Below are 12,404 nucleotides of genomic sequence, written 5' to 3' on the forward strand. Positions count from 1 at the left end.
GTTCAAAAGAGGCAACTAGGATGAATAAAGAAATTCTGGCTGTTGTTGAGGCAGTTTCTAACGAAAAATCGCTTCCTCGTGAGAAAATTTTTGAGGCACTTGAAACTGCGCTGGCAACCGCCACCAAGAAAAAATACGAACAGGAAATTGATGTTCGTGTTGAAATTGATCGTAAATCCGGTGATTTTGATACCTTCCGCCGCTGGGTGGTGGTAGAAGAAGTTACTCAGCCGACCCGTGAAATCACACTGGAAGCGGCTGATTATGAAACACCCGGCATTCAGTTAGGCGAATATATCGAAGATCAGATTGAATCTGTCACCTTCGACCGTATCACCACTCAGACCGCCAAACAGGTTATCGTACAGAAAGTGCGTGAAGCCGAACGTGCGATGGTGGTTGATCAGTTCCGCGAGCAGCAGGGCGAAATCATCACCGGTGTGGTGAAAAAAGTGAACCGTGAAAACATTACCCTCGATCTGGGGAATAATGCGGAAGCGGTCATTATGCGCGAAGATATGCTGCCGCGTGAGAACTTCCGTCCGGGTGACCGTATCCGCGGTGTTCTGTATGATGTCCGTCCGGAAGCCCGTGGTGCGCAATTATTTGTGACCCGTTCCCGTCCGGAAATGCTGGTCGAATTATTTAAAATCGAAGTGCCGGAAATCGGCGAAGAGATTATTGAAATTAAAGCGGCTGCCCGTGATCCCGGTTCCCGTGCGAAAATCGCGGTGAAAACCAATGACAAACGCATCGACCCTGTCGGGGCATGTGTGGGAATGCGCGGCGCCCGCGTTCAGGCCGTTTCCGGTGAGCTGGGCGGCGAGCGGATTGATATCGTGTTGTGGGATGACAACCCGGCGCAATTCGTGATTAATGCAATGGCTCCGGCAGATGTTGCATCCATTGTTGTCGATGAAGACAAATGCACAATGGACGTTGCTGTGGAAAGCAGCAACCTTGCACAGGCCATTGGCCGTAACGGCCAGAATGTGCGTCTCGCTGCACAACTGCTGAAAAAACATCGTGGTGATGACAAATGGGAACTGAACGTCATGACTGCGGAGGAACTTAACGCGAAACACCAGGCGGAAGCACACGCTTCCATTGAAACTTTTGTTAAGCATCTCGACATCGATGAAGATTTCGCAACCTTATTAGTGGAAGAAGGTTTCTCCACACTGGAAGAACTGGCCTATGTGCCGGTCAGCGAACTTCTGGAAATCGACGGCCTCGAAGAGGAAACCGTTGAAGTTCTGCGCGAACGTGCAAAAGCCGCTTTAACAACGCTCGAACTGGCACAGAAAGAGAGCCAGTCAGGTACCACACCGGCGGATGACTTGTTAAACCTTGAAGGCATGGATCGCACACTGGCATTCACCCTGGCTTCCCGTGGTATTTGTACCCTTGAAGATCTCGCAGAGCAGGGTATCGATGACCTCACAGATATCGAAGGTCTGACTGATGAGAAAGCAGGTGAGCTCATCATGGCAGCGCGTAATATCTGTTGGTTTGGCGACGATGCATCTTAATTTGTAGCGGGAAGGAGCAGCATGACAGAATCGGTAAAATCACTGGCAGACGAAATTCAGACATCCGTAGAGCGCCTGGTACAGCAGTTTGCTGATGCCGGCATCAACAAAACGGCGTCTGATAACGTTTCCCAGCAAGAGAAAGAGGCCCTGCTGGCCCATCTGAACCGCGAGCAAGGCGGGGCAAGTCAGCCGGGTAAATTAACACTTCAGCGCAAAACTCGCAGTACGCTGAGTGTTCCGGTAACCGGTGGCAAGAGCAAATCGGTTAATATTGAAGTCCGCAAAAAACGCACATATGTAAACCGCGATGCCGCTGAACAGGCAAAAGCCGCGGAAGAGCAGGCACAGCGTGAAGCGGAAGAGCAGGCAAGACGCGAAGCTGAAGAGCAGGCCCGTCGTGAAGCCGAAGAAAAAGCCAGACAAGAGGCGCAAGCCAAACGTGAGGCTGAAGAAAAGGCAAAACGCGAAGCGGCAGCAGCGAAAGTAACTGAACAAGCGGCAGAACCGGCTAAGCGTGAAGCAGCGGAAAAGAATAACGTGAAAGAAAATAAAGCGAAATCAGCCCCGGCTGATACCCGGGAAAACAGCGAAAAAGTGCGCCGCGAAGCCGAAGCCGCTGAAATCAAACGCAAAGCTGAAGAAGAACAGCAGCGCAAACTCGAAGCTGAAGTAAAACGTGCAGCAGAAGAAGCACGCCGTCTGGCCGAAGAAAACGGCGAGAAATGGTCTGCTCCTGTCAGCGAAGAAACTGAAAGCGCGGACTATCACACCACCACCTCTGCTCACGCCCGTGAAGCGGAAGATGAAAGTGATGCGAAAGTTGAAGGCGATAACCGCGGCCGCGGCCGTGGCGCGAAAAACGTCCGCCAGAAGAAAAACAACCGTCACTCTGAGAAAGCCGATCGCGAAGAAGCCCGTGCGCAACTGCCGCGCGGTAAGAAACAGCGTAAAGGCAGCTCACTGCAGCAGAGCTTTAACAAGCCGGTTGCAGCGGTTACCCGTGATGTGGTTATCGGTGAAACCATCACTGTTGGTGAATTAGCCAACAAGATGGCAGTGAAAGGTTCTCAGGTCATTAAAACCATGATGAAGATGGGCGCGATGGCGACTATCAACCAGGTGATTGACCAGGAAACCGCACAGCTGGTTGCCGAGGAAATGGGTCACAAAGTTATCCTGCGCCGTGAGAACGAGCTGGAAGAAGCGATCCTGAATGACCGTGATATGGGCGAAACTCAGGCTGAGCCGCGTGCACCGGTTGTTACCATCATGGGTCACGTTGACCACGGTAAAACCTCATTACTGGACTATATCCGTTCCACCAAAGTCGCCTCCGGCGAAGCGGGCGGTATTACCCAGCATATCGGTGCATATCATGTGACTACCGATAAAGGCGCTATCACGTTCCTGGATACTCCGGGACACGCCGCGTTTACCTCCATGCGTGCCCGTGGTGCGCAGGCAACGGATATCGTTGTTCTGGTGGTTGCAGCGGACGATGGCGTGATGCCGCAGACTATCGAAGCTATCCAGCATGCGAAAGCAGCCGGTGTGCCGGTTGTGGTTGCGGTGAACAAAATTGATAAACCGGAAGCTGATCCGGATCGCGTACGTAATGAACTGTCCCAGTACGGCATCCTCTCTGAAGAGTGGGGCGGTGAGACTCAGTTCATCAGCGTTTCCGCGAAGAAAGGTATCGGTATCGACGATCTGCTCGACGCTATCCTGCTCCAGGCTGAAGTTCTCGAACTGAAAGCAGTACGTGCGGGTATGGCAAGCGGTGTGGTTATCGAATCTTACCTCGATAAAGGCCGTGGTCCGGTCGCGACTATCCTGGTACAGAGCGGTACACTGAACAAAGGCGATATCGTCCTGTGCGGCTTTGAATACGGCCGTATCCGTGCGATGCGTAACGAACTGGGTCAGGATATCACCGAAGCGGGTCCGTCTATTCCGGTGGAAATCCTGGGTCTGTCCAACGTACCATCTGCCGGTGATGAAGCCACCGTTGTCCGTGACGAGAAGAAAGCCCGCGAAGTGGCACTCTATCGTCAGGGTAAATTCCGTGATGTCAAACTGGCCCGCCAGCAGAAAGCCAAACTGGAAAACATGTTTGCCAACATGGAAAGCGGTAAGGTTTCTGAACTGAACATCGTTCTGAAAACCGATGTTCAGGGTACCTGTGAAGCTATCACCGATTCACTGATGAAACTGTCGACTGACGAAGTCAAAGTGAAAATCATCGGTTCCGGTGTCGGTGGTATCACTGAAACTGACGCCACACTGGCTGCGGCATCCAACGCGATTATCCTTGGCTTTAACGTCCGTGCGGATGCATCAGCACGCCGCCTGATTGAAAGCGAAAGCGTTGACCTGCGTTACTATTCCGTTATCTACAGCCTGATTGATGAAATCAAACAGGCAATGAGCGGGATGCTGGCGCCGGAATTCAAACAGGAAATCATGGGTCTGGCAGAAGTCCGTGATGTGTTCCGTTCACCGAAATTCGGTGCAATCGCCGGTTGTATGGTGACTGAAGGGACTATCAAACGTAACAACCCAATCCGCGTTCTGCGTGACAACGTGGTTATCTATGAAGGCGAGCTGGAATCTCTGCGCCGCTTCAAAGATGACGTCGCTGAAGTCCGTAACGGGATGGAATGTGGTATCGGTGTCAAGAACTACAATGATGTCCGCCCGGGCGACATGATTGAAGTCTTCCAGGTGATTGAAGTCAAACGTACTATCTGATCACCTGACGGTATGACATAACATGATATAATTGGGGGGCTTATGGCCCCCCGAATTTTCAGGAGAGAAACTATGGCACGAGAATTCAGCCGTACTCAGCGCGTTTCACAGGAAATTCAGAAAGAAATTGCGATTATCCTGCAGCGTGAAATTAAAGATCCCCGTGTGGGTATGGTAACCGTATCAGGTGTGGATTTATCCCGCGATATGGCCTATGCCACAGTATTTGTCACCTTTCTGAACTTTATGGATGAAGACCATAACTCTGAACAGGTGAAAACCGGCATTAAAGTATTAAATGATATTTCCGGCTACATCCGTTCCCTGTTAGGGAAAGAGATGCGTCTGCGCATTATCCCGGAACTGAAATTTGAATATGACAGTTCTCTGGTCGAAGGGATGCGTATGTCCAACCTGGTGTCTGATGTGATCAAACACGACCAGGATATGCGTAAATCTGCGGACGACAAAGAGGGTAATTGATGGCACGCCGTCGTCGTGGCCGTGAAATCAACGGCATTGTGCTGCTGGACAAACCGCAGGACATTTCATCCAATGATGCATTACAGAAGGTCCGCCGTCTGTTTAATGCCAGTAAAGCCGGTCACACCGGCGCGCTCGATCCGCTGGCGACCGGTATGCTGCCGGTCTGCCTCGGTGAAGCGACCAAATTTTCGCAGTTTCTGCTGGATTCCGACAAACGTTACCGTGTGATTGCCCGTCTGGGACAGCGTACAGATACCTCAGACTCGCATGGTGAGGTTATCAGTGAGCGCCCGCTGACATTCACTGCGGAACAGCTTGCGGCCGCCCTGGAGTCATTCAGGGGCGATACCATGCAGGTGCCGTCCATGTATTCTGCTCTCAAGCATCAGGGACGTCCGCTGTACGAATATGCCCGCAAAGGGATCACCATAGAGCGGGAAGCCCGCCCGATCACGGTGTATGAACTGCTGTTTATCCGCCATGAAGGGGATGAGCTGGAGCTGGAAATCCACTGCTCGAAAGGCACTTATATCCGCACTATTATTGATGATCTCGGTGAAAAGCTTGGCTGCGGGGCACATGTGATCATGCTGCGCCGGTTGCAGGTGGCCACGTATCCGTCAGAACGGATGGTGACACTGGAGCAGCTTCAGGAAATGCGCCGGGTCGCGGATGAATCAGAAACACCGCTGGAAACCGCGCTGGACCCGTTGTTACTGCCGATGGATACCGCTGTGTCACATTTCCCGCAGGTGAACCTGACGGATGTGACCGCCGGATATTTTAAACTGGGGCAGCCGGTCCGGGCGCCGCACGAACTGGCACCGCAGACATTAACCCGCGTGACACAGGGTGAGGAAGACCGTTTTATCGGTCTTGCGGTGATCAGTGATGACGGGCTGGTGGCACCACGCCGTCTTGTTGTGGAATACACCGAATAAGCATCGCCGCATCTTGCGTTCAGGGCGCGGGCGGCGTAGAATAACGCGGCAATTTCCCTGAGATGCTGAATTAGAGATCGGCACTCAATTTTATTAATCAAAGTATATTTGGAGTTCTATTATGTCTCTAAGCACTGAAGCTAAAGCGAAAATTGTCGCTGATTTCGGTCGTGGCGAAAACGACACCGGTTCAAGCGAAGTTCAGATCGCGCTGCTGACTGCACAGATCAATCACCTGCAAGGTCACTTTTCTGAGCACAAAAAAGATCACCACAGCCGTCGTGGTCTGCTGCGCATGGTAGCTCAGCGTCGTAAGCTCCTGAACTATCTGAAAGGCAAAGATTTAGCAAGCTACACCTCAATTCTTGAGCGTCTGGGCCTGCGTCGCTAATTCAGACAAGTTTCAGTGGAAAGGGGCCGACGGCCCCTTTTCTTCTGAATGCGGCTGTTGAGCTGTTGCCGCAATAATAACGATTCTTCGGTACAGCTATTCGCGCGGCTAATGAGAGCACTTTCCGGCAGAAGGAAAAGGTTGTCATTAGTCGCGAGGATGTATCTGAAGGAACCATTTCACTACTTACCCCTGCCGGGGTGAGAGACCCAGAAGGATATTATTTTGTTAAATCCGACAATCCGTAAATTCCAGTATGGTCAGCACACTGTCACTATTGAAACCGGCATGATGGCCCGTCAGGCGACAGCAGCTGTAATGGTTAACATGGACGACACCGCGGTATTCGTTACCGTTGTCGGCCAGAAAAAAATGAAACCGGGCCAGGACTTCTTCCCGCTGACCGTAAACTATCAGGAGCGTACTTACGCTGCCGGCCGTATTCCGGGAAGTTTCTTCCGTCGTGAAGGCCGTCCGGGCGAAGGCGAAACCCTGATCGCACGTCTGATTGACCGTCCGTTACGTCCTCTGTTCCCGGAAGGTTTCCTGAACGAAGTTCAGATCATCGCAACCGTGGTATCTGTGAACCCGCAGATTAACCCGGATATCGTGGCAATGATCGGTGCCTCAGCGGCGCTGGCACTGTCCGGTATTCCGTTCAACGGCCCGATTGGTGCGGCACGTGTTGGTTTCATCAATGACCAGTATGTTCTGAACCCGACCACTGACGAATTAGCGGTAAGCAAGCTGGATCTGGTTGTTGCCGGTACCAAAGGTGCGGTTCTGATGGTTGAATCAGAAGCGCAGCTGCTGACTGAAGAACAAATGCTGGGTGCGGTCGTGTTCGGTCACGAGCAGCAGCAGATTGTTATCGAAAATATCAACGCACTGGCAGCTGAAGCCGGTAAACCTAAATGGGACTGGCAGCCTGAGCCTGTTAATCAGACTCTGCATGACCGCGTTGCTGAGCTGGCTGAAAAAGCCCTGGGTGATGCTTACCGTATCACTGAGAAACAGGATCGTTATGCGCAGGTTGATATCATCAAAGATGCAACCATCAGCGCACTGGAAGCTGAATTTGCCGCACGCGGTGAAGAGCTGACCAGCGAACTGAAACATGAAATCAGCGACATCCTGTCTGCGGTTGAAAAATCTGTTGTCCGTACCCGTGTACTGGACGGTGAGCCGCGTATCGACGGCCGTGAAAAAGACATGGTCCGTGCACTGGATGTCCGCACCGGTGTTCTGCCGCGTACCCACGGTTCTTCTCTGTTCACCCGTGGTGAAACTCAGGCGCTGGTAACAGCAACTCTGGGTACTGCCCGTGATGCACAGACCCTGGATCAGGTGATGGGTGAAATCACTGATACCTTCCTGTTCCACTACAACTTCCCTCCGTACTGCGTGGGTGAAACCGGTATGGTCGGTTCACCGAAACGCCGCGAAATCGGCCACGGCCGTCTGGCGAAACGTGGTGTGCTGGCAGTGATGCCGTCTCAGGAAGAATTCCCGTACACCGTACGTGTGGTGTCAGAAATCACTGAATCCAACGGTTCTTCTTCTATGGCGTCAGTCTGTGGTGCATCTCTGGCACTGATGGATGCAGGTGTTCCTGTGAAATCAGCGGTTGCCGGTATCGCGATGGGTCTGGTGAAAGAAGGCGACAAATACGTGGTTCTGTCTGATATCCTCGGTGATGAAGATCACCTCGGCGATATGGACTTTAAAGTGGCGGGCAGCCGTGACGGTATCAGCGCCCTGCAGATGGATATCAAAATCGAAGGTATCACCAGCGAAATCATGCAGGTGGCCCTGAACCAGGCCAAAGGTGCGCGTCTGCACATCCTGGGCGTGATGGAACAGGCTATCAACTCACCACGTGCTGATATCTCTGAGTTTGCACCGCGCATCCACACTATCCGCATCAATCCGGACAAGATCAAAGACGTTATCGGTAAAGGCGGTTCTGTGATCCGTGCCCTGACCGAAGAAACCGGCACCACTATCGAAATCGAAGATGACGGTACTGTGAAGATTGCTGCGACTGACGGTGACAAAGCGAAAATGGCTATCCGCCGTATCGAAGAAATCACCGCAGAAGTGGAAGTCGGCCGTATCTATAACGGTAAAGTTGTCCGTATCGTTGATTTCGGTGCCTTCGTGGCTATCGGCGGCGGTAAAGAAGGTCTGGTGCATATTTCTCAGATCGCTGACAAACGCGTTGAAAAAGTATCAGATTATCTGGAAATGGGTCAGGAAGTACCGGTTAAGGTACTGGAAATCGACCGTCAGGGTCGTATCCGCCTGAGCATGAAAGAAGCAGTCAGCCAGGATGCTGCTCCGGCTTCAGATGCAACCTCTGATGCAAATAACGCTGAATAAAATTTGACGTAAGGCATGGCGTCCTGTAAAAAGGGCGCCATTCGGCAAAAAAAGCAAAAATGCACTCGGTTATTGTCAGTCAGAGGATTATCCTTTCAGGGATCTGACTTCGGGAGTAGGAAATGAATTTTTTTCTGCGTTGGTGGAGCATTGCAGCTATAATTTTTATCGCAGGATGCAGCAGCGGTAAAAAATGGCACTCCGGGGATTTACTTGCAGTACCCCTGCAGCCATCATTACAGCAGGAAGTGATCCTCGCCCGAATGGAACAAATACTGGCAAGCCGGTCATTAACTGAGGATGAGTACGCCCAGCTGCTTTATCAGCGTGGTGTGTTGTACGACAGCCTCGGATTGCGTGCATTGGCGCGTAACGATTTTACCGTTGCGTTATCAATGCGTCCGGATATTCCGGAGATATTTAATTACCTGGGCATTTATTTTACGCAGGCAGGCAACTTTGATGCTGCCTATGAAGCGTATGATTCTGTATTAGAGCTTGATCCAACTTATAACTACGCGCGTATGAACCGCGGTATTGCCCTGTATTACGGGGGCAGGTATCCGGTAGCGCGGGATGATTTGCTGGCGTTTTATCAGGATGATCCAAACGATCCGTTCCGCTCGCTGTGGCTCTATCTCACCGATAAAGAGATAGATCCGAAGAAAGCACTGACCGATTTACGTCAGCGCTATCAGCAGGCGAAAGGCGGACAATGGGGCTGGAATATTGCTGAATTCTATCTCGGCGACATCAGTGAAAAGACACTGCTTGATCGGCTGAAGGAATTCTCAACGGATAACACTTCGCTCGCTGAACATCTCAGTGAAACCTACTTCTATTTAGGTAAATACTACCTGAGTCTGGGGGATACGGACAGCGCTGAAACGCTGTTCAAGCTGACGGTTGCCAACAACGCACACAATTTCGTTGAGCACCGCTACGCATTGTTGGAATTAGCTCTGTTAGGTGATGAAGAACAGGACCTGACGGATTCAGATCCACAATAGCTGACGAACACACTTCAACCCGTTAATTTTTCACCATCGCGGAAGTGATGGGGGGATTTTTGTTCGTTTTATAATTTTATTTGAGCCAGTTCACACTTTTAAATGAAAACAACCGACATGCTTTCCGATGGGTTGTGTAGACTGGCCGCCATTTTGTATGAGGCACCTTTACATGACCACTGAGACTGAAATCTCTTTTGCTGACATTGGTTTATCAGCTGATATTTTGACTGCACTGGACGACCTGGGCTACGAAAAGCCGTCCCCGATCCAGCAACAATGTATTCCGCACCTGCTTGCCGGACGTGATGTCCTGGGTATGGCACAGACAGGTAGTGGTAAAACGGCGGCATTCGGCCTGCCATTACTGAATAATATTGATCCGAACCTGAGAGCACCACAGATTCTGGTGCTGGCACCGACCCGTGAATTAGCAGTTCAGGTTGCGGAAGCCTGTACTGATTTCTCCAAACATATGCGTAACGTGAATGTGGTCGCCCTGTACGGCGGTCAGCGTTATGACGTCCAGTTACGTGCTCTGCGTCAGGGACCACAGGTGGTTGTCGGGACTCCGGGCCGTCTGCTGGATCACTTAAAACGCGGCACCCTGGATTTATCCAACCTGAAAGGTCTGGTTCTGGACGAAGCAGATGAAATGCTGCGCATGGGCTTCATCGAAGACGTTGAAACCATCATGAGTCAGATCCCGGCAAATCACCAGACCGCGCTGTTCTCTGCAACCATGCCGGAAGCTATCCGCCGCATTACCCGCCGTTTCATGAAAGATCCGCAGGAAGTGCGCATTCAGAGCAGCGTGACTACCCGTCCGGACATCAGCCAGAGCTACTGGACTGCTTACGGTGCACGTAAGAGCGAAGCACTGGTTCGTTTCCTGGAAGCGGAAGATTTTGATGCGGCGATTATCTTCGTCCGTACCAAAAATGCGACCCTGGAAGTGGCAGAAACGCTGGAGCGTAACGGCTACAACAGTGCAGCACTGAACGGTGACATGAACCAGGCACTGCGTGAGCAGACACTGGAGCGCCTGAAAGACGGCCGCCTGGATATCCTGATTGCAACAGACGTTGCTGCCCGTGGTCTGGATGTTGAGCGTATCAGCCTGGTTGTTAACTACGATATCCCGATGGATGCGGAATCTTACGTTCACCGTATCGGCCGTACCGGTCGTGCAGGTCGTGCGGGTCGCGCACTGCTGTTCGTGGAAAACCGTGAACGCCGCCTGCTGCGTAACATTGAACGCACCATGAAACTGACCATCCCTGAGGTAGAATTACCGGATGCAGAGATGATCAGCCAGCGCCGCCAGGAAAAATTTGCTGCCACTATCCATGCAGAAATGGAAAGCAGCAACCTGGATCAGTATCGTGCACTGCTGAAAAAACTGGTTCCGGCAGACAGCGATGAGTCTGAAGCCGATATCGATATGGAAACCCTGGCTGCGGTTCTGCTGAAAATGGCAGAAGGTGAGCGCAAACTGATCCTGCCGCCGGATGCACCACGTCGTCCGCGCCGTGAGTTCAACGATCGTGATGATCGCCGCCGTAATGACCGCAATGACCGCAATGATCGTAACAGTCGTTTCGGTGATCGTCCGGAGCGTGGTTCAGAACCGCGCCGTGAACGCCGTGACGTGGGTGATATGGAACTGTACCGCATTGAAGTGGGCCGTACCGATGGTGTTGAAGTCCGCCACATTGTGGGCGCGATTGCTAACGAAGGGGATATCAACAGCCGTTACATCGGTAACATCAAACTGTTTGATACTCACTCAACTATCGAATTACCGAAAGGTATGCCGACTGATCTGCTGCAGCACTTCACCCGTACCCGTGTTATGAACAAACCAATGAACATGACATTAGTCGGTGATGCGAAGCCGTTTAACCGTGAACGCCGCAGCGGCGGTAATGATCGTGGTAATGACCGTGGTGGTAACGGCGGCCGCAGTTTCGGTGGTGGTAACCGCCGTGACGGCGAGCGTTCTGACCGTGGTAACAGCGATCGCCGTCCGCAGGGCGAGCGCCGCAACTTCCGCCGTGAAGACGGAAACTCCGCACCGCGCCGTCGTACCAATAATGACGCATAATTGATTCTCTGAATCATAAAAAGCCCGGCCGGGGATATCCCCGCCGGGCTTTTTTTATACGCCTGAGAATAGGTATTAAATCAGCCCCAACGCTTCTTTAAGGGGTTTGAGGTAGCGGCGGCTGACCGGGATGGTTTCATCGTTACTCAGAATCAGCTCCGCCTGGCCGTTATCGCCCAGCAGAATTTCCCGCAGGCGGGTCAGATTGACCAGATACTGCCGGTGGCAGCGCAGCAGCGGGGTGCGTGTTTCCAGAGTACGCAGCGTCAGCTCGGTAAACCCTTCCTGGCCGTGTGCACTCATCACAAACACACCGCTGATGCGGGAATTAACATACACCACATCCTCAACCGGCATCAGCCAGATACGGTTATGGCCGCTGCACGGGATATAGCGCAGCTGTTCTGTCTGTTCCGGCGTCTCTGCCGGCCGGATCTGCCCCTGGCGCAGCCGGTTCAGGGTTTTGTCCAGACGCTCTTTCTCTACCGGTTTGAGCAGATAATCAAATGCATCTTCCTCAAAAGCCTGTAATGCATACTCTTCAAAGGCGGTGAGAAAGACAATTGCAGGCCGGTGGCCGGGATCGAGCATACCGACCATTTCCAGCCCGGTAACGCGGGGCATCTGGATATCCAGAAACACCACATCCGGCTTCAGACGATGGATTTTACCGATGGCATCAATGGCGTTAGTACATTCACCCAGGATATGAATGTCAGGATACGCATCGAGCAGTAATCGCAGGTTTTCCCGGGCCAGTGGTTCATCATCAACTATTAAAACATTCATAGTGTCATTATC

The 12,404-nt window shown here is 52.1% G+C and carries 10 protein-coding genes; 9 read left to right on the forward strand and 1 reads right to left on the reverse strand.

Annotated elements, in window-relative coordinates; genetic code table 11:
- Positions 1-20: 20 nt before the first annotated feature.
- The 9 genes from nusA to AAZR23_RS17070 all read left to right on the forward strand — a co-directional run bounded on the left by nusA (position 21) and on the right by AAZR23_RS17070 (position 11,603).
- Entirely contained in the window at positions 21-1,532 is a 1,512-nt protein-coding gene (gene nusA / locus AAZR23_RS17030) for a transcription termination factor NusA (protein ID WP_046894278.1), read from the forward strand.
- A 21-nt stretch (positions 1,533-1,553) separates the two neighbouring features.
- Entirely contained in the window at positions 1,554-4,286 is a 2,733-nt protein-coding gene (infB, locus tag AAZR23_RS17035) for a translation initiation factor IF-2 (RefSeq protein ID WP_166708776.1), read from the forward strand.
- 72 nt (positions 4,287-4,358) lie between these two features.
- On the forward strand, positions 4,359-4,769 hold the full coding sequence (rbfA, locus tag AAZR23_RS17040) for a 30S ribosome-binding factor RbfA (RefSeq protein WP_046894280.1): 411 nt from the start codon (positions 4,359-4,361) through the stop codon (positions 4,767-4,769).
- Entirely contained in the window at positions 4,769-5,713 is a 945-nt protein-coding gene (gene truB, locus AAZR23_RS17045; RefSeq protein ID WP_434693939.1) for a tRNA pseudouridine(55) synthase TruB, read from the forward strand. Before rbfA ends, truB begins: the two co-directional genes overlap by 1 nt.
- A gap of 121 nt (positions 5,714-5,834) precedes the next feature.
- A complete protein-coding gene (gene rpsO, locus AAZR23_RS17050) occupies positions 5,835-6,104 on the forward strand; it encodes a 30S ribosomal protein S15 (RefSeq protein WP_025152377.1) in 270 nt (89 codons plus the stop codon).
- Positions 6,105-6,329: 225 nt separating this feature from the next.
- Positions 6,330-8,486, forward strand: a complete 2,157-nt coding sequence (pnp, locus tag AAZR23_RS17055) for a polyribonucleotide nucleotidyltransferase (protein WP_107680074.1) — start codon at positions 6,330-6,332, stop codon at positions 8,484-8,486.
- 122 nt (positions 8,487-8,608) lie between these two features.
- Positions 8,609-9,496 (forward strand): lipoprotein NlpI, encoded by an 888-nt coding sequence (gene nlpI / locus AAZR23_RS17060; protein ID WP_046894283.1) that lies wholly within the window; start codon positions 8,609-8,611, stop codon positions 9,494-9,496.
- 117 nt (positions 9,497-9,613) lie between these two features.
- A complete protein-coding gene (locus AAZR23_RS17065; RefSeq protein WP_225875391.1) occupies positions 9,614-9,679 on the forward strand; it encodes a hypothetical protein in 66 nt (21 codons plus the stop codon).
- Positions 9,669-11,603: a DEAD/DEAH family ATP-dependent RNA helicase gene (locus AAZR23_RS17070; protein ID WP_166708774.1), complete on the forward strand. Its 1,935-nt coding sequence runs from the start codon at positions 9,669-9,671 to the stop codon at positions 11,601-11,603. The genes AAZR23_RS17065 and AAZR23_RS17070 overlap by 11 nt, the downstream gene beginning before the upstream one ends.
- Positions 11,604-11,678: 75 nt before the next feature.
- On the opposite strand, the gene btsR is transcribed toward AAZR23_RS17070, so the two are convergent.
- Positions 11,679-12,392, reverse strand: coding sequence for a two-component system response regulator BtsR (gene btsR / locus AAZR23_RS17075; protein WP_024474269.1), 714 nt, complete (start codon positions 12,390-12,392; stop codon positions 11,679-11,681).
- Positions 12,393-12,404 lie beyond the last annotated feature (12 nt).

The organism is Morganella sp. Je.2.23, assembly GCF_051129855.1.
Taxonomy (GTDB): domain Bacteria; phylum Pseudomonadota; class Gammaproteobacteria; order Enterobacterales; family Enterobacteriaceae; genus Morganella; species Morganella sibonii.